At 53.5% G+C, this 19,267-nt stretch carries 17 protein-coding genes; 12 read left to right on the forward strand and 5 right to left on the reverse strand.

The features are described from left to right. On the reverse strand, positions 1–813 hold the full coding sequence (gene mlaF, locus E1B03_RS23485) for a phospholipid ABC transporter ATP-binding protein MlaF (RefSeq protein WP_003828749.1): 813 nt from the start codon (positions 811–813) through the stop codon (positions 1–3). A gap of 214 nt (positions 814–1,027) precedes the next feature. Between mlaF and E1B03_RS23490 the strand changes: the two genes are divergently transcribed. From E1B03_RS23490 to npr, 11 genes are all read left to right on the forward strand, one after another. Continuing rightward, the gene (locus tag E1B03_RS23490) at positions 1,028–2,005 is read left to right on the forward strand and encodes a calcium/sodium antiporter (RefSeq protein ID WP_103769886.1); all 978 of its coding nucleotides are present in this window, start codon (positions 1,028–1,030) and stop codon (positions 2,003–2,005) included. A gap of 13 nt (positions 2,006–2,018) precedes the next feature. Beyond that, complete coding sequence (gene kdsD / locus E1B03_RS23495; RefSeq protein ID WP_038634261.1) at positions 2,019–3,005, forward strand: arabinose-5-phosphate isomerase KdsD; 987 nt, start codon at positions 2,019–2,021, stop codon at positions 3,003–3,005. A 20-nt stretch (positions 3,006–3,025) separates the two neighbouring features. Continuing rightward, positions 3,026–3,592, forward strand: a complete 567-nt coding sequence (kdsC, locus tag E1B03_RS23500; protein WP_133087027.1) for a 3-deoxy-manno-octulosonate-8-phosphatase KdsC — start codon at positions 3,026–3,028, stop codon at positions 3,590–3,592. Further along, entirely contained in the window at positions 3,589–4,164 is a 576-nt protein-coding gene (gene lptC, locus E1B03_RS23505; protein WP_103769888.1) for an LPS export ABC transporter periplasmic protein LptC, read from the forward strand. Before kdsC ends, lptC begins: the two co-directional genes overlap by 4 nt. Continuing rightward, positions 4,133–4,687 carry a lipopolysaccharide ABC transporter substrate-binding protein LptA gene (gene lptA / locus E1B03_RS23510; protein WP_103769889.1) on the forward strand — a complete coding sequence of 185 codons (555 nt, stop codon included), beginning with the start codon at positions 4,133–4,135 and terminating at the stop codon, positions 4,685–4,687. The genes lptC and lptA overlap by 32 nt, the downstream gene beginning before the upstream one ends. Positions 4,688–4,693: 6 nt before the next feature. Next, the gene (gene lptB, locus E1B03_RS23515) at positions 4,694–5,419 is read left to right on the forward strand and encodes an LPS export ABC transporter ATP-binding protein (protein WP_003025073.1); all 726 of its coding nucleotides are present in this window, start codon (positions 4,694–4,696) and stop codon (positions 5,417–5,419) included. Between the two features lie 46 nt (positions 5,420–5,465). Next, the gene (gene rpoN / locus E1B03_RS23520) at positions 5,466–6,899 is read left to right on the forward strand and encodes an RNA polymerase factor sigma-54 (protein ID WP_103769890.1); all 1,434 of its coding nucleotides are present in this window, start codon (positions 5,466–5,468) and stop codon (positions 6,897–6,899) included. A 22-nt stretch (positions 6,900–6,921) separates the two neighbouring features. Continuing rightward, positions 6,922–7,209 (forward strand): ribosome hibernation promoting factor, encoded by a 288-nt coding sequence (gene hpf, locus E1B03_RS23525; protein WP_003025078.1) that lies wholly within the window; start codon positions 6,922–6,924, stop codon positions 7,207–7,209. 83 nt (positions 7,210–7,292) lie between these two features. After that, the gene (gene ptsN / locus E1B03_RS23530; RefSeq protein WP_005121328.1) at positions 7,293–7,784 is read left to right on the forward strand and encodes a PTS IIA-like nitrogen regulatory protein PtsN; all 492 of its coding nucleotides are present in this window, start codon (positions 7,293–7,295) and stop codon (positions 7,782–7,784) included. A gap of 45 nt (positions 7,785–7,829) precedes the next feature. Further along, positions 7,830–8,684 (forward strand): RNase adapter RapZ, encoded by an 855-nt coding sequence (gene rapZ / locus E1B03_RS23535; protein ID WP_003025085.1) that lies wholly within the window; start codon positions 7,830–7,832, stop codon positions 8,682–8,684. Further along, a complete protein-coding gene (gene npr, locus E1B03_RS23540) occupies positions 8,681–8,953 on the forward strand; it encodes a PTS phosphocarrier protein NPr (protein WP_003828770.1) in 273 nt (90 codons plus the stop codon). Before rapZ ends, npr begins: the two co-directional genes overlap by 4 nt. Before the next feature lie 98 nt (positions 8,954–9,051). Here npr and mtgA read toward each other — a convergent pair whose 3' ends face one another. From mtgA to mnmL, 4 genes are all read right to left on the reverse strand, one after another. After that, a complete protein-coding gene (gene mtgA, locus E1B03_RS23545; RefSeq protein WP_103769891.1) occupies positions 9,052–9,771 on the reverse strand; it encodes a monofunctional biosynthetic peptidoglycan transglycosylase in 720 nt (239 codons plus the stop codon). Then, positions 9,768–10,421 (reverse strand): isoprenoid biosynthesis glyoxalase ElbB, encoded by a 654-nt coding sequence (gene elbB / locus E1B03_RS23550; protein WP_016154692.1) that lies wholly within the window; start codon positions 10,419–10,421, stop codon positions 9,768–9,770. Before elbB ends, mtgA begins: the two co-directional genes overlap by 4 nt. Before the next feature lie 229 nt (positions 10,422–10,650). Further along, positions 10,651–12,987, reverse strand: a complete 2,337-nt coding sequence (arcB, locus tag E1B03_RS23555) for an aerobic respiration two-component sensor histidine kinase ArcB (protein WP_103769892.1) — start codon at positions 12,985–12,987, stop codon at positions 10,651–10,653. 203 nt (positions 12,988–13,190) lie between these two features. Further along, on the reverse strand, positions 13,191–14,120 hold the full coding sequence (gene mnmL / locus E1B03_RS23560; protein WP_133087260.1) for a tRNA modification radical SAM protein MnmL/YtqA: 930 nt from the start codon (positions 14,118–14,120) through the stop codon (positions 13,191–13,193). Positions 14,121–14,804: 684 nt separating this feature from the next. Between mnmL and gltB the strand changes: the two genes are divergently transcribed. After that, positions 14,805–19,265, forward strand: coding sequence for a glutamate synthase large subunit (gene gltB / locus E1B03_RS23570; protein ID WP_133087029.1), 4,461 nt, complete (start codon positions 14,805–14,807; stop codon positions 19,263–19,265). Positions 19,266–19,267 lie beyond the last annotated feature (2 nt).

Below are 19,267 nucleotides of genomic sequence, written 5' to 3' on the forward strand. Positions count from 1 at the left end.
TTAACTCCCTGTTTTGAGTAAATCGATGTGGTAGTCGCCCGCCGGGTAACGGAACGGAACCGGCCCATCGGCGATACCGTCAAGGAACTGACGCACACGCGGATCGGCATTTTCTTGCAGCGCCTGAGCACTACCGTAGGCCACTATTTTTTTGTCCGCCATAATATAGGCGTAATCCGCAATACTCAGCACCTCTGGCACATCATGGGAAACAACCACGCAGGTGACGCCCAGCGCGCTGTTCAGTTCTGAAATCAGCTTCACCAGCACGCCCATGGTGATGGGGTCCTGCCCGACGAACGGCTCATCAAACATGATGAGGTCTGGCTCCAGCGCGATAGCACGAGCTAACGCGGCGCGGCGCGCCATCCCACCGGATAATTCAGAAGGCATTAATTTTGCCGCGCCCCGCAGGCCCACGGCCTCGAGCTTCATCATTACCGTGCTTTTCAGCAGTGGCGCGGGCAGCGTTGTATGCTCGCGCAACGGGTATGCAACGTTGTCAAACACGTTCATGTCGGTAAATAGCGCACCGGACTGAAACAGCATGCTCATGCGCTTACGCACGGTAAATAAACGCGAACGGGACATGGCCGGGACGTTTTCGCCGTCAAACAGGATCTCGCCCTTATCCGGGGGGATTTGTCCGCCAATCAGACGCAGCAGCGTCGTTTTGCCGATACCTGATGGCCCCATGATCGCCGTTACCTTACCGCGCGGCACCGTCAGGGAAATATTATCAAAGATGCAGCGGTCGCCTCGGGAAAAGCTGACATCACGCATATCGACTAGATTCGCCACAGACTGCCCCATTGATTCATCCTTTACTATTGCCTCGTTAATCGAAGAGTTTGGCGCTCAATTTAGCCCTGAACCCAACATATTTACAGATTATTGCCTGTCCTGGTTAGCGAAAGCTGGCATTTGTTTTACTTTTTAGCCGCATAAAGTCAAAATTAAGACTTCGTTACGGCTTCCAGAAATCCTTCAAGTGGACCGGCGAGTATACCTGAAGAAAGGACTTTAGATGCTTTTAGCGACGGCGCTGTTAATAATTGGTTTACTTCTGGTGGTCTACGGTGCCGACCGTCTGGTGTTTGCTGCATCCATTTTATGTCGAAACTTCGGTATTCCCCCCATTATCATCGGGATGACCGTGGTCAGCATCGGTACGTCGTTACCCGAGATAATTGTCTCCCTTGCCGCATCAATGAATGGACAACTCGATTTAGCCGTCGGTACCGCCATCGGCTCTAACATCACCAACATTCTGCTTATTTTAGGCCTGTCGGCGCTGATTCATCCTTTTACCGTGCATTCTGATGTTCTACGTCGCGAATTACCGCTAATGTTGCTGGTAAGTATTTTAGCCGCATCCGTCTTGTATGACGGGCAGTTGAGCCGCAGCGATGGATTCTTTCTTCTGCTTCTGGCCGTGCTATGGCTGCTATTCATTGTTAAAATCGCCCGTCTGGCCGAGCGACAAGGCAACGACAGCCTGACCCGCGAGCAAATAGCGGAGCTGCCGCGCGAAGGCGGGTTACCGGTCGCGTTTTTGTGGTTGGGCATTGCGCTCATTATTATGCCAATGGCAACTCGTATGGTGGTAGATAACGCAACCGTACTGGCGAACTACTTTGCGATGAGCGAACTCACCATCGGGCTGACGGTGGTCGCCATTGGTACCAGCCTGCCGGAACTGGCAACGGCGATTGCGGGTCTGCGTAAAGGTGAGAACGATATTGCCGTCGGTAACATCATCGGCGCGAACATTTTTAATATTGTTATCGTCCTCGGGCTACCGGCGCTGATTACGCCGGGTGACGTCAACCCGATGGCTTTCACCCGTGACTATAGTGTCATGCTGTTGGTGAGCGTGATTTTTGCACTACTCTGCTGGCGACGTCCACGCCAGATTGGTCGCGGCGCGGGTGCGCTGCTGACCGGCGGTTTTATCATATGGCTGGCGATGCTGTATTGGTTATCGCCACTTCTCGTTGAATAACTGGAAACGCATTATGTCGCACTTAGAGTTGCAACCGGGTTTTGACTTTCAGCAAGCAGGCAAGGAAGTCCTGGCAATTGAACGTGAAGGCCTGGCGGAGCTTGATCAGTACATCAACCAAAATTTTACCCTCGCATGTGAGAAAATATTCAGTTGCCCGGGCAAAGTTGTGGTGATGGGGATGGGGAAATCCGGACATATCGGGCGGAAAATGGCGGCCACATTTGCCAGCACCGGCACCCCCTCATTTTTTGTACACCCTGGCGAAGCCGCACATGGCGATCTGGGGATGGTCTCGCCGCAGGATGTGGTCATCGCCATATCTAACTCCGGGGAATCCAATGAGATAGCGGCATTGATCCCGGTATTAAAACGTCTTCATGTACCACTTATCTGCATGACCGGTCGTCCGGAAAGCAGCATGGCGCGTGCGGCAGATGTGCATCTGTGTGTTAAAGTGCCCAAGGAAGCTTGCCCGTTAGGACTGGCGCCGACCAGCAGCACGACCGCTACGCTGGTAATGGGCGATGCGCTTGCCGTGGCATTATTAAAAGCGCGTGGCTTTACTGCGGAAGATTTTGCGTTATCTCATCCCGGTGGCGCACTGGGCCGTAAGCTTTTACTGCGCGTTAACGATATTATGCATACGGGCGATGAAATCCCGCATGTGAATAAAAGCGCCAGCCTGCGTGACGCCTTACTTGAGATCACGCGTAAAAATCTCGGTATGACCGTTATTTGCGATGATGCCATGAAGATTGACGGTATCTTCACCGATGGCGATTTACGTCGTGTCTTCGATATGGGCGTTGATGTACGCCAGTTAGGCATTGCCGATGTGATGACCCCAGGAGGCATTCGCGTGCGTCCGGGTATTCTTGCCGTTGATGCCCTGAACTTAATGCAGTCCCGCCATATCACCTCGGTAATGGTTGCTGATGGCGACCAGTTACTCGGTGTGTTACATATGCATGATCTGCTGCGTGCAGGTGTAGTGTAAGAAACTCAAGGATAATGAAAATGAGTAAAGCAGGTGCGTCGCTTGCGACCTGTTATGGACCCGTCAGCGCAGACGTTATCACCCGGGCAGAAAACATTCGTTTGCTGATCCTGGATGTGGATGGCGTGCTGTCTGATGGTCTGATTTACATGGGCAACAACGGTGAAGAGTTAAAGGCTTTTAACGTCCGCGATGGTTACGGAATCCGCTGTGCGCTCACTTCCGGTATTGAGGTTGCCATTATTACCGGGCGAAAGGCTAAACTTGTAGAAGATCGCTGTTCCACATTAGGGATCACGCATCTGTATCAGGGGCAGTCAGACAAACTTGTCGCCTTTAACGATCTCCTTAGTAAACTGGCGATCGCACCTGAAAATGTCGCCTATGTAGGCGATGACCTGATCGACTGGCCGGTGATGGCGCAAGTAGGATTAAGCGTGGCGGTGGCAGATGCGCATCCTTTGCTGATCCCGCGGGCAGATTATGTCACCCGCATTGACGGGGGACGCGGCGCTGTGCGTGAAGTCTGCGATTTATTACTCCTGGCGCAGGGCAAACTGGACGAGGCCAAAGGGCAATCGATATGAGCAAAACCAGACGTTGGGTTATCATTCTACTGTCGCTGGCTGTCCTTGTGATGATTGGTATTAATCTGGCAGACAAAGACGACACCACTCAGGTCGTCGTCAATAACAACGAGCCAACCTATAAGAGCGAGCATACTGATACTCTCGTGTATAGTCCGGAAGGCGCGCTGAGCTATCACTTGATCGCGCAACACGTTGAATATTATTCGGAACAAGCGGTTTCGTGGTTTACCCAACCGGTATTAACCACGTTTGATAAGGATAAAGTACCGACCTGGTCGATCAAGGCCGATAAAGCCAAATTGACCAACGATCGCATGCTGTATCTGTACGGTCATGTTGAGGTCAACGCCCTGGTGCCCGACTCTCAACTACGCAGAATTACCACCGATAACGCACAGATTAATCTGGTGACCCAAGACGTCACTTCCAATGATCTTGTCACGTTATATGGCACAACATTTAACTCCAGCGGACTGAAGATGCGCGGCAACTTACGCAGCAAGAACGCCGAGCTGATTGAAAAGGTTAGAACCTCATATGAAATCCAAAACAAACAAACTCAGCCTTAATCTTGTGCTTGCCAGCTCACTTCTGGCCGCCAGCATTCCGGCATTTGCCGTCACCGGCGATACCGAACAGCCGATTCACATTGAGTCGGACCAGCAGTCCCTGGATATGCAGGGCAACGTGGTGACGTTTACTGGCAACGTGATTGTGACTCAGGGCACCATCAAAATTAACGCCGATAAAGTCGTCGTGACCCGCCCTGGCGGTGAAGACGGAAAAGAAGTGATTGACGGTTACGGAAATCCGGCGACGTTTTACCAGATGCAGGATAACGGTAAACCGGTTAAAGGCCACGCCTCGCAGATGCACTATGAACTGGCGAAAGACTTCGTCGTTCTCACCGGTAAGGCTTATCTGGAACAGCTCGATAGCAACATTACGGGCGATAAGATCACCTATCTGGTAAAAGAGCAGAAAATGCAGGCCTTCAGCGATAAAGGCAAACGCGTCACCACCGTTCTGGTTCCGTCGCAGTTGCAGGACAAAAACAAGACCAAGGCTCCAGCAGAGAAAAAAGGTAACTGATTCGTTATGGCAACATTAACTGCAAAGAACCTTGCAAAGGCCTATAAGGGCCGCCGAGTGGTGGAAGATGTCAGTCTGACCGTCAACTCCGGGGAGATCGTCGGTCTGCTCGGCCCTAATGGTGCGGGCAAGACAACGACCTTTTACATGGTGGTCGGCATTGTCCCGCGCGATGCGGGCAACATTATCATTGATGACGAAGATATCAGCCTGTTACCTCTGCATGCGCGCGCACGTCGCGGCATCGGCTACTTACCGCAGGAGGCGTCTATTTTCCGTCGCCTGAGCGTGTTTGATAACCTGATGGCGGTCCTGCAAATTCGTGACGATCTCACCAGCGAGCAGCGCGAAGATCGCGCTAACGAGCTGATGGAAGAATTCCATATCGAACACCTGCGTGACAGCATGGGGCAGTCGCTTTCCGGTGGTGAACGACGCCGCGTGGAGATCGCCCGCGCGCTGGCCGCTAATCCGAAATTTATCCTGCTGGATGAGCCGTTTGCCGGTGTTGACCCGATTTCTGTTATTGATATCAAACGGATCATCGAACACCTGCGCGACAGCGGGCTTGGGGTGCTGATTACCGACCATAACGTCCGCGAAACGCTGGCAGTGTGTGAACGTGCCTATATCGTGAGTCAAGGCCACCTGATCGCGCACGGCACGCCAACAGAAATACTGCAGGATGAGCACGTTAAGCGCGTATACCTTGGGGAAGACTTCAGACTCTGATAGGGTAGAAGACTTCACGTCACCGCAGGAGAGAACAACTCTGAACATGAAGCAAGGTTTGCAACTCAGGCTTAGCCAACAACTGGCGATGACGCCTCAGCTACAACAGGCGATCCGTCTGTTGCAGTTGTCCACGCTGGAACTTCAGCAAGAACTTCAGCAAGCGCTGGAAAGTAACCCACTGCTCGAGCAAACCGATCTTCACGACGAAATTGATACCCAGGAAAAACAGGACAGCGAATCCCTCGATACCGCCGATGCTCTCGAACAAAAAGAGATGCCAGAGGAACTACCGCTGGACGCCAGTTGGGATGAAATTTACACCGCCGGTACGCCTTCTGGCACCAGCGGAGATTACATCGACGACGAACTGCCTGTGTATCAGGGTGAGACCACGCAATCGCTGCAGGATTACCTGATGTGGCAGGTGGAACTGACCCCGTTCTCGGATACCGATCGCGCCATCGCGACATCCATTGTTGATGCGGTAGACGAAACCGGTTATCTCACCGTAACCCTGGACGATATTCTCGAAAGTATGGGCGATGACGACGTCGGTATGGACGAAATCGAAGCCGTGCTTAAACGCGTTCAGCGTTTTGATCCCGTGGGCGTAGCGGCCAAAGATCTCCGCGACTGCTTACTGATCCAACTTTCACAGTTTGATAAAGCTACGCCGTGGCTGGAAGAAGCGCGACTGATCATCAGCGATCACCTCGATCTGTTAGCCAACCATGACTTCCGCACGCTGATGCGCGTGACCCGACTGAAAGAAGATGTGCTAAAAGAAGCCGTCAATCTTATCCAGTCTCTGGACCCAAGGCCTGGGCAATCGATCCAGACCGGCGAGCCAGAATACGTCATTCCAGATGTACTGGTGCGTAAGCATAACGATCGTTGGGTGGTCGAACTCAACGGCGACAGCATTCCACGACTGCAGATTAATCAGCATTACGCCGCCATGTGCAATAACGCGCGCAACGATGCCGACAGCCAGTTTATTCGCAGTAATCTACAGGATGCGAAGTGGCTGATTAAAAGTCTGGAAAGCCGCAATGATACGCTGCTGCGCGTCAGTCGCTGTATCGTTGAACAGCAGCAAGCCTTCTTTGAGCAAGGCGAAGAGTTTATGAAACCGATGGTGCTGGCGGATATCGCCCAGGCCGTCGAAATGCACGAATCGACCATTTCCCGAGTGACCACGCAAAAGTATCTGCACAGTCCACGCGGCATTTTTGAACTGAAGTATTTCTTTTCCAGTCACGTTAATACTGAAGGCGGAGGTGAAGCCTCATCCACAGCTATCCGTGCGCTGGTGAAGAAATTAATTGCTGCGGAGAACCCCGCGAAACCGCTGAGTGACAGCAAGTTAACCTCTATGCTGTCAGAACAGGGTATCATGGTGGCACGCCGCACCGTTGCGAAGTACCGAGAGTCTTTATCCATTCCGCCGTCTAACCAGCGCAAACAGCTGGTCTGACCCAACCGATAAGGAAGACACTATGCAGCTCAACATCACTGGAAACAACGTCGAAATCACTGAAGCCCTGCGCGATTTTGTGAATACAAAATTCGCCAAGCTCGAGCAATATTTCGACCGGATTAATCAGGTCTATATTGTGTTGAAAGTGGAGAAGGTTACACATATCTCGGATGCAACACTGCATGTGAACGGTGGCGAAATTCATGCCAGCGCGGAAGGTCAGGATATGTACGCCGCCATTGACGGTTTAATTGATAAACTGGCTCGGCAGTTAACAAAACATAAAGATAAACTGAAACAGCACTAACTTGTCCGGGCAGTTAGCGGGTGCAGGACGGCCTGTTGTTTAGCACAACGGGCCATTTGTACAGTTAGCGCTTAGGTGAAATTATGACAAATAACGATACGACTCTACAACTGAGCAATGTTCTTAACCAGGAATGTACGCGCGCGGCCGTTCACTGCCAAAGCAAAAAACGCGCACTGGAAATCATCAGTGAACTGGCGGCAAAACAGCTCAGCTTGCCTCCTCAGGTGGTATTTGAAGCCATTCTGACGCGTGAGAAAATGGGCAGTACCGGCATCGGTAATGGTATTGCTATTCCGCACGGAAAGCTGGAAGAAGACACGATGCGCGCGGTTGGCGTGTTTGTGCAACTTGAAACGCCTATCGCCTTCGACGCCATTGATAATCAACCCGTCGATCTGCTTTTCGCCCTGCTGGTCCCGGCAGACCAAACCAAGACGCATTTGCATACGTTGTCACTGGTCGCCAAACGTCTGGCTGATAAAACTATCTGCCGCCGTCTGCGGGCCGCACAGAGTGACCAGGAGTTGTATCAAATCATCACGGACACCGAAGGTGGACAGGATGAAGCATAACAGCCCAATGGCATCCTTTTTTGTCGTTGTGAGGAGAAACAGTACATGGTACTGATGATCGTCAGCGGTCGCTCAGGGTCAGGCAAATCTGTCGCCCTGCGTGCGCTGGAAGATATGGGTTTTTACTGCGTGGATAACCTTCCCGTAGTGCTGTTGCCCGATCTGGCTCGTACTCTGGCCGATCGCCAGATTTCTGCGGCCGTCAGCATTGATGTGCGCAACATGCCTGAGTCCCCGGAGATATTCGAGCAGGCAATGAACAATCTGCCTGAAGGCTTCTCACCACAGCTGCTGTTCCTTGACGCCGATCGTAACACGCTGATTCGCCGCTACAGCGACACCCGTCGCCTGCATCCGCTCTCCAGTAAGAACTTATCTCTGGAAAGCGCTATCGATAAGGAAAGCGATTTGCTGGAGCCTCTGCGCTCTCGCGCTGACCTGATCGTTGATACCTCCGAAATGTCCGTGCATGAACTGGCGGAAATGTTGCGTACCCGACTGCTGGGCAAACGTGAACGCGAATTGACGATGGTATTCGAATCCTTTGGTTTCAAACACGGTATCCCGATTGACGCGGATTACGTCTTTGACGTGCGCTTCCTGCCGAACCCACACTGGGATCCGAAGCTGCGCCCGATGACCGGTCTTGACCGCCCCGTCGCCGCCTTCCTCGACAGGCACACAGAAGTACACAATTTTATCTACCAGACTCGCAGCTATCTTGAGCTATGGTTACCCATGCTGGAGACTAACAACCGCAGCTACCTCACCGTAGCCATCGGCTGTACCGGCGGGAAACACCGTTCGGTGTATATTGCAGAGCAACTGGCAGACTACTTCCGCTCACGCGGTAAAAACGTGCAGTCACGCCATCGTACGCTGGAAAAACGTAAATCATGACCGTGAAGCAAACCGTTGAAATCACGAATAAGCTGGGCATGCATGCCCGCCCAGCCATGAAACTGTTTGAACTGATGCAGGGCTTCGAAGCAGAAGTGTTGCTGCGTAATGATGAAGGAACTGAAGCCGAGGCCAACAGCGTTATCGCTCTGCTGATGCTGGATTCCGCCAAAGGGCGTCAGATAGAAGTTGAAGCCACGGGCCCGCAAGAAGTTGAAGCCCTGGCAGCGGTAATTGCCCTGTTTAACTCAGGGTTTGACGAGGATTAGCGAAGTGCCTGATGCGCTACGCTTATCAGGCCTACACGGCAATGACCTACTCCCGTAGGCCGGATAAGGCGTTTACGCCGCATCCGGCACTAACTCCGCTAATACAGCTTATTTTCCCGCATAAACGACTCACCGCCTAACTGGCGCATTTGGCGCATAATCCACGCCTGGCGGCTACGCACATAACCAGATGGCGCATTCGCCTTAAAACGCAAAGGATTAGGCAATACCGCCGCCAGCAAGGCCGCTTCAGACATACTCAGCCGACTGGCAGGCTTATGGAAATAGCGCTGCGCCGCCGCCTCCACGCCAAAAATTCCATCGCCAAACTCAGCAATGTTCAGGTAAACGGTCAGAATACGTTTCTTGCTCCAGACGGTTTCCATACCCAGCGTTAGTCCGGCTTCAAGCCCCTTACGTACCCAGCTACGTCCATCCCACAGAAAGAGGTTTTTCGCGGTCTGTTGCGATAGCGTTGACGCCCCGCGAATACGGTTTTCATTGCGTTCATTGTGCGCCAGCGCTTTCTCTATGGCGGAAACATCAAATCCCCAATGCTCGGGAAACTTCTGGTCCTCTGCGGCAATCACCGCCAGTCCCATCCACGGAGAAATATCATCCATACTGACCCAGTCAGAATGCGCCACATAGCCGAAATCACCGGACAGCCATGCGCTCAGCTGCCGCTCGACCATTACTGCCGAGAACGGCACCGGCATCACACTGAAAAGAGCGATGCCCCCGCCCCAGAATACGGCGAGGACAACGACCGCCCGCAGAAAGATACGTCGCAGAAAGGCGGTAACTCCTTTTCTCATTCAGCCAGCACCAGCACACGCGATACCAGCTTATCGATACCACTCGCGGCCTGCGCGATGTCCTGCGCCAGCATATAGGCAGGCGTGGTGACGATTTTGTTGTCTTCATCGACGACAATGTCATCAACTGGACAAGGTACATGCTCAGCGCCCATCTCTTCCAGTACCTCTGCCGTGTCGATATCAGTACCGATGGTCAGACGCAGCGGGAAGTCAAAAATCTTAGGTAACATGGCGGGCGCAATGCACATAAATCCCAGCGGCTTACCCGCCTGATGCATGGCCACCGCCAGCGCGGCTAAATCGCTGTCAACCCGGCATTCACTGCCCTGACTGGCAAAATTACTCAGATTTTTGGCCGCGCCAAATCCGCCTGGCACTATCAACGCATCCAGCTCCGTTGAGACTGCCTGAGCCAGTGGGCGAATATCACCACGTGTAATACGTGCGGCTTCAATCAGCACATTACGCGTTTCCTGCATCGGCTCGCCGGTCAGATGATTAATCACATCCGCTTGTTGTTTATCAGGTGCGAAACAGACGGCCTGAGCGCCGTTGCGGGCAATGGCCAGAAGCGTGAGAACAGTTTCATGGATCTCTGCGCCGTCATACACGCCGCATCCGCTGAGCACTACACCCACTTTTTTCATCGCGATACTCCTTTCTCAACTGGCTGAAACATATTAGTTATTATGATTTAAATGCTACGCTTCACACATTTAACTGATTCATGTAACAAATTATTTAAGATTTGCTATCTTAACTGCGTGCGGCCTGAAAATTAGGGCTGCGCCCTTGTAAACAATGATAATAATTTACGGCGCAGCCACGATTTCCCTGGTGTTGGCGCAGTATTCGCGCACCCCGGTCAAGCCGGGGTCATTTTTTTTCCACGCTCGCCACCCAGGCCTTCAATACCGCTACATCGTGCTGCCACTCCTGCTTCATCTCTTCAATCCATTCAGCAACGTTATCCTCCCAGGCCGGAAGATCTGGCGACTGGATTTGCTGACCCAGCTGTTGCAGGTGACGCAGCCCCACGGAACCTGCCGCACCTTTAATTTTATGGCCTTCCTCAACCACGCCTTTTTTGTCCCGCGCGGTCAGATTAGACTCCAGCACGCTCAAATATCCCGGCATCATCTTCTCAAACACCGCCAGCCCGTCGGTAATTAACTTCGGTCCCACCAGCTCGAGGTATTGTTCCAACATAGGAATATCTAACAGCGCTTGCGATTTACTGCTCTCTTCAGATGTCACAGTGCTCTCCTCTTTGTTTCGGGTATCCCAGTATTTTTTGATCATGGCGGTTAACGCCGGAACCGACAGCGGCTTACTCAGCACGTCGTCCATTCCCGCGTCCAGATACTCTTTTTTATCTTTCAGGACGTTAGCGGTAAGCGCAACCAGCGGCGGCAGGTCCTCACGGGCATATTTTTGCGTCAGCTCACGTGAGATATCCAGGCCGGTCATATCCGGTAGCTGAATATCCAGCAGCACCAGGTCATATTCGCCCGGCGTGAACATCTCCAGCGCGGCTTTCCCGGTCATGGCGACATCCACGCTGTTGCCCAGTTTTTCCAGCACCGAACGCGCGACAATAACGTTCAGTTCAATGTCTTCCACCAGCAGCACATTCAGGGCAGGCAGCGGCATGTCGTCGTCTTCAAAGGCGTCTTCAATCTCTTCCGCTACCGCAGGTGCATGCACGGTCAGCGTAAAGATAGAGCCTTTGCCAGCCTGGCTGGAGACCGTAATATCACCACCCATGTTTTTCGCCAGACGCTTCGATACGGCCAGCCCAATCCCGGTTCCCGTTGCCGGTTTGCCGCCGTTGCTGTCTTTCACCTGATAGTACATGGCGAAGATTTTATCCTGCTCATCCTGGGGAATGCCGATCCCAGAATCTTCGACCTCGAAATGCAGCATGTCTCCCTGGTCATAGCGCGCACGCACGGTCACCTGCCCCTGCTGGGTAAACTTCACGGCATTGCTGATCAGATTCCACAGAATCTGGCGTAAACGCGTGCCGTCGGTAATCACTTTATGCGGCAGCGGTAACGTCGGCTCAAGCACAAACCGCAGCCCTTTTTGCTGCGCCTGCAGGCCTGAGAGGTTTTCCAGATCCGCCATAAAGCTGGTGAAATCAACAGGCTGGTTATCGAGCTGGACTTTACGTCGCTCCATCTTATCCATGTCGATAATATCGTTGAAAATATTCCCCAACGTCACAGCAGAGACGTGGATCGTTTTCAGGTATTTTTCCTGCTCAGCGGTTAGATCCGTATCCAGCAAAATCCGGCTTAATCCGACAATGCCGTTAAGCGGGGTGCGCAGCTCGTGGCTGATGGTAGAAATGAAGGTAGTCTTATCACGACTGGCACGCTCAAGCGCGTCCTGATAACGCTTACGCTCGGTAATATCGCGCCCAAAGCCCATCAGGCCATGTCGCTTACCTACGCGGTCATAGTAAGGCACTTTGCGAATTTCGAAGCAGGCTTTGCGCCCGTCCGGATAGTCCAGCCACTGTTCGTAGGTGAGCGAGACGTTATGACGAAACACCTTCTCATCGGTCTCAATAACTTTTTCAGCCGCCTCAGGGGAGTAAACGTCAGCCGGTTTTAAATTCACCAGTTGCTTTTCGCTCTTGCCGGTCAGCAGCTCCATAGCGCGGTTACAGCCGGAAAATTCTTTATCTTCATTACGATAAAAGACCAGGTCCGGCGAGGCATCAAGGAAAGAGCGTAAAAAGGAAGACTGTTGCTCGAGCTGGATCTGCGCTTCCTCGCGCTCTTTGATTTCAACCTTCAGTTGCTCAAACGTTTCCTGGCGCTCCGCTTCGGCTTTTTCACGCTCAACAATTTCCTGATTGAGTTGGGCAATATTATCTTTCAACTGCACATTGAGCTTGAGATCGCGCTCGCGCATCTCTTCCAGCTTTTGTACCAGTCGTGACAAGCGCTGCCGGGACTCTTCGAGTTGCTCCACCACCACTGACAGGAAATAGACGGCCCAGGGAGTAATTAACAGACCAAAAAAGATAGAGCGGATAACATCAATGCTTTCTACCTGGCCGTGCAGCACCATGGTGACAGCCATCTGCACCACAATTGCCAACACGACCAGAGCCAGCGCCAATAGCAGCGAAAAGCGCACCAGACCCAACTTCATCATCAGGTCGACGTAATATTGCGCCAGCATACGGATTTGCTTCATAGAGGGTTCCTTCACGACAACTTGGCACAATAATACTCAATTCTCAGCGTGACGTTGAAGATTGTGCAAGAAATGCGGAGGTTATCGGTGAAATGACCGGGGAGTGGTTCATCGTAGGCCTGATAAGCGAAGCGCCATCAGGCAAGCAGACGCAGATTGCCGGATACCGGATTCGCCTTATCCGGCATCCGACCTACAGAAGATTAGCTTTCCGGCTGCACCCACGGCGTACCCAGCGCCGAGCCTTGCACACCGTGCTCGTTAAGGTACTTATCCAGTTCGACCATCCCGGTCCAACGGTTTTCACACCATAGCGGTGCCAACAGCGTTGGGCGACGCGCGCTGGCGGAAATGCGATGGTAAATCACTTCTGGCGGCGTATGGCGGATCATCTCCCCGGCGGTAACCGTGTAGTCGTCCAGTTCAATTCCGTTCAGCCGCCCGGCTTCCCAGGCTTTCGCCATCGTACTGCCTTTCACAATATGCAGCGGATGCAGCTTAATACCGTCAACGCCCGTCTCCACTACACGCGCCATGGTTTGCAGACATTCCTCCTGCCCCTCTCCCGGCAGACCGACAATCAGGTGCGAACAGACTTTTAGCCCGCGTTCACGCGCCAGCCGCGTGGTGTTCTTGTAGCAGGCAAAATCATGACCGCGGTTAATACGGTGCAGGGTTTTGTCATGCGCGGTTTGCAGACCAAGTTCCAGCCATACCTCATAACCCAGGTCTTTATACTCACAAAGCAGATCGAGTACCGCATCCGGCACGCAGTCGGGACGCGTGCCAACGCATAGCCCTACGATGCTGGCCTGGCTGACCGCCTGCTGATACATCGAACGCAGCACCTGTACTTCGGCAAAGGTGCTGGTATAGGCCTGGAAATAGGCCAGATAGCGTTTCGCGCGATTGACCAGATGCGCCTGATGCTCCAACTGCTCGGCAATGGAATGGTGCTGCTGCGTTTCATCAGCAAATGAGGCGACGTTACAGAAAGTACATCCGCCGCGTCCGATGGTGCCATCACGATTTGGACAGCTAAAGCCGCCATGCAGCGTGAGTTTATGGACCTTTTGCCCATAACGGCGAGAAAGATCCCCACCAAACATATTGACTAATTTCTGTAACTGCATAATCTGGTAGACCGCGCCTTGAAAAGAGGCCAAAGCCTGCCATTTTTTGCCCCAGTCGGCGATGACCTGGATCAATCGCCCTGGCGAGCCTTTATTTATTGCATAACAAATCAAAATAATCGGAATTTCATTCACTCGACATGTAATTACTTTTCCTTATATCCAGCTGTTTTTTTTATCTTCTTATACTCTCAGCGTAAAAACAGTATTTTTAAGACGCCAAAACTCTAAAAACCAGCATAAAACGCCAAGCATCTCGATAAACAAAGGCAGGACGAGAGATATCTGGCCTTTCTGACAGTGAGACGGATCACACTTCCCAGGGCATCCCCCTCAGGTTAAATCAATGTAAAAAACCCTTTTATTTCAATATTTTCATAATGTTAATTGCCCTATAGCACATTTTTGCATAAATAAGATTGCCATTTGACCTGTGTGTGGATTCCCGATAACTTGGAAATCCGCTGGAAGCTTTCTGGATGAGCAGCCTGCTCATCATATTTATGCAGTAATTGAGATTCCCTCTGAAGCAAGTCCTCAAACTTGTTTGACCTGTGCGAAAAGGATAAAGAGGGCGAATGCGAGGTAAGCGTATGACACGCAAACCCCGTCGCCATGCTCTTGGTGTGCCCGTGCGCAACGGTCCAGATGGGAATCCCGCAGAGCCTGGGGAGGTTCACTGATATGTTGTACGATAAATCCCTTGAGAGGGATAACTGTGGTTTCGGCCTGATCGCCCACATAGAAGGCGAACCTAGCCACAAGGTAGTGCGTACCGCCATACACGCACTGGCCCGCATGCAGCACCGTGGCGCAATTCTTGCCGACGGAAAAACCGGCGATGGTTGCGGCCTGCTGTTACAAAAACCTGACCGCTTTTTCCGCATCGTGGCGCAAGAGCGCGGCTGGCGTTTAGCCAAAAACTACGCCGTCGGCATGATCTTTTTAAATAAAGACGCTGAGCTGGCAGCAGCTTCTCGTCGCATTGTTGAAGAAGAATTACAGCAGGAGACCCTGTCGATTGTCGGCTGGCGCGACGTGCCGACCAACGAAGGTGTTCTCGGTGAAATTGCGCTCTCCTCCCTGCCTCGTATCGAGCAAATTTTTGTTAACGCCCCTGCGGGCTGGCGTCCGCGTGATATGGAGCGTCGCCTGTTTATCGCGCGTCGTCGTATCGAAAAACGCCTCCAGGAAGACAAAGACTTCTACGTCTGTAGTTTGTCGAACCTGGTCAATATTTATAAAGGTCTGTGTATGCCGGCGGACCTGCCGCGCTTTTACCTGGACCTGGCGGATCTGCGTCTGGAATCGGCCATCTGTCTGTTCCACCAACGTTTCTCCACCAACACCGTACCACGCTGGCCGCTGGCGCAGCCGTTCCGCTACCTTGCGCACAACGGTGAAATCAACACCATCACCGGCAACCGCCAGTGGGCACGCGCACGTACTTATAAATTCCAGACACCACTGATCCCTGACCTGCACGACGCCGCGCCATTCGTTAACGAAACCGGCTCCGACTCAAGCTCCATGGATAACATGCTGGAACTGCTGCTGGCAGGCGGGATGGACATCATCCGCGCCATGCGTTTGCTGGTACCGCCGGCCTGGCAGAACAACCCAGATATGGACCCGGACCTGCGCTCATTCTTCGACTTTAACTCCATGCACATGGAGCCGTGGGACGGCCCGGCGGGCATCGTCATGTCCGATGGTCGCTTTGCCGCCTGTAACCTCGACCGTAACGGCCTGCGTCCGGCACGCTACGTCATCACCAAAGACAAGCTGATTACCTGCGCCTCTGAAGTCGGGATTTGGGATTATCAGCCGGATGAAGTGGTTGAAAAAGGCCGCGTCGGCCCTGGCGAGCTGATGGTTATCGATACCCGCAGCGGGCGCATTCTGCACTCCGCCGAAACCGATGACGATCTGAAAAGCCGCCACCCGTACAAAGAGTGGATGGAGAAGAACGTCCGCCGTCTGGTGCCGTTCGAAGACCTGGCTGACGATCAGGTCGGCAGCCGTGAACTGGACGATGACACCCTCGCCAGCTTCCAGAAACAGTTTAACTACAGCGCCGAAGAACTGGATTCCGTTATTCGCGTGCTTGGTGAAAACGGTCAGGAAGCCGTAGGCTCAATGGGTGACGATACCCCATTTGCCGTGCTCTCCAGCCAGCCGCGAATCATTTATGACTACTTCCGCCAGCAGTTCGCGCAGGTCACCAACCCGCCGATCGACCCGCTGCGTGAAGCGCACGTTATGTCGCTGGCCACCAGCATCGGTCGTGAGATGAACGTCTTCTGCGAAGCCGAAGGTCAGGCACACCGCCTGAGCTTTAAATCACCGATCCTGCTGTACTCCGATTTCACCCAGCTCACCACCATGAAAGAGGAGCACTATCGCGCCGACCGGCTGGATATCACCTTCGATGTGACCGAAACCACGCTGGAAGAGACCGTCAAAGCATTGTGCGATAAGGCGGAACAGATGGTGCGTAACGGTACGGTGCTGCTGGTGCTCTCTGACCGTAATATCGCCAAAAATCGCTTGCCGGTTCCGGCACCGATGGCCGTCGGCGCAGTGCAAACGCGTCTGGTAGAACAAAGCCTGCGTTGTGACGCCAACATCATCGTTGAAACTGCCAGTGCCCGCGACCCGCACCACTTCGCGGTGCTGCTCGGCTTTGGCGCGACGGCCATTTATCCATATCTCGCGTATGAAACGCTGGGACGCCTGATCGACACTCAGGCGATTGCCAAAGATTATCGGACCGTGATGCTGAACTACCGTAACGGCATCAACAAAGGTCTGTACAAAATCATGTCCAAGATGGGCATCTCGACCATCGCCTCTTACCGCTGCTCGAAGCTGTTTGAAGCCGTTGGTCTGCATGATGATGTTGTGGCGCTGTGCTTCCAGGGCGTGGTCAGCCGCATCAGCGGCGCGGGATTTAGCGACTTCCAACAGGATCTGCTAAATCTCTCCAAACATGCATGGCTGGCGCGTAAACCCATCAGCCAGGGCGGTCTGCTCAAATACGTCCACGGCGGCGAATACCATGCTTACAACCCGGATGTGGTACGCACCCTGCAGCAGGCGGTACAAAGCGGCGAATACAGCGACTATCAGGAATATGCCAAGCTGGTCAATGAGCGTCCAGCGGCGACGCTGCGCGACCTGCTGGCAATTACGCCTGGCGATGAAGCGGTAAGCATTAACGAAGTCGAACCCGCAAGCGAATTGTTTAAACGCTTCGATACCGCAGCCATGTCCATCGGCGCATTAAGCCCGGAAGCACATGAAGCGTTGGCCGAAGCGATGAACAGCATCGGCGGCAACTCGAACTCCGGCGAAGGCGGCGAAGACCCGGCGCGCTACGGCACCAATAAAGTATCGCGCATCAAGCAGGTGGCTTCCGGTCGCTTTGGCGTCACCCCAGCGTATCTGGTCAACGCTGATGTCATTCAGATTAAAGTCGCTCAGGGCGCGAAGCCTGGCGAAGGCGGTCAGTTACCAGGTGATAAAGTCACCCCGTACATCGCCAAACTGCGCTATTCGGTGCCGGGCGTGACGTTGATCTCCCCACCGCCGCACCACGATATCTACTCTATCGAGGACTTAGCGCAGCTGATTTTCGACCTTAAACAGGTCAACCCGAAAGCGATGATCTCGGTGAAGCTGGTGTCCGAACCGGGCGTTGGCACCATCGCCACCGGCGTGGCGAAAGCCTATGCGGATCTGATCACCATTGCTGGCTACGATGGCGGCACTGGCGCAAGCCCACTCTCCTCCGTGAAATATGCGGGCTGCCCGTGGGAACTCGGCCTGGTGGAAACCCAGCAGGCGCTGGTTGCTAACGGTCTGCGTCACAAGATCCGTTTGCAGGTCGATGGCGGTCTGAAAACCGGTGTCGATATCATTAAAGCGGCGATTCTGGGTGCGGAAAGCTTCGGTTTCGGCACCGGGCCAATGGTGGCGCTGGGCTGTAAATACCTGCGTATTTGCCACCTGAACAACTGCGCAACCGGCGTGGCGACTCAGGATGACAAACTGCGTAAGAACCACTATCACGGTCTGCCATTCAAAGTGACCAACTACTTTGAATTTATCGCCCGTGAAGTGCGCGAACTGATGGCCGAGCTGGGCGTGAAACGTCTGGTGGATCTGATTGGTCGTACCGACCTGCTCAAAGAGCTGGAAGGGTTTACCGCCAAACAGCAGAAGCTGGAGCTGTCTCGTCTGCTGGAAACCGCCGAGCCGCATCCGGGTAAAGCGCTGCATTGCACCGAGAACAACCCGCCGTTTGATAACGGCGTGCTGAACGCACAGCTGTTGCAGCAGGCGAAACCGTATGTCGACGAGCGCCAGAGCAAAACCTTCTGGTTCGATATCCGCAACACTGACCGTTCCGTTGGCGCGTCGCTGTCGGGCTATATCGCGCAAACGCATGGCGATCAGGGGCTGGCATCAGACCCTATCAAAGCGCACTTCAGCGGTACCGCAGGCCAGAGCTTCGGCGTGTGGAACGCGGGCGGCGTGGAACTGTATCTGACCGGCGATGCCAACGACTATGTCGGTAAAGGCATGGCGGGCGGCCTGCTGGCGGTGCGTCCTCCGGTTGGTTCTGCCTTCCGCAGCCATGAGGCGAGCATCATCGGTAACACTTGTCTGTATGGCGCCACCGGTGGCCGTCTGTTTGCAGCAGGTCGTGCGGGTGAGCGCTTTGCGGTACGTAACTCCGGCGCTATCACCGTGGTTGAAGGTATTGGCGACAACGGCTGTGAATATATGACCGGCGGCATCGTCTGTATTCTCGGCAAAACGGGCGTCAACTTCGGGGCGGGTATGACGGGCGGATTCGCCTACGTGCTCGACGAGGACGGTGAATTCCGCAAACGCGTGAACCCGGAACTGGTAGAAGTGCTGAGCGTCGACTCGCTGGCTATCCACGAGGAGCACCTGCGCGGTCTGATTACCGAGCACGTACAGCATACCGGATCTTCACACGGCGAAGAGATTCTGGCTAACTGGCCAGCATTCTCAGCGAAATTCGCGCTGGTTAAACCGAAGTCCAGCGATGTGAAAGCACTGTTGGGTCACCGTAGTCGTTCCGCAGCCGAGCTGCGGGTGCAGGCGCAGTAAGG

It is taken from the genome of Citrobacter arsenatis, assembly GCF_004353845.1.
In the GTDB taxonomy this organism is placed as follows: domain Bacteria; phylum Pseudomonadota; class Gammaproteobacteria; order Enterobacterales; family Enterobacteriaceae; genus Citrobacter; species Citrobacter arsenatis.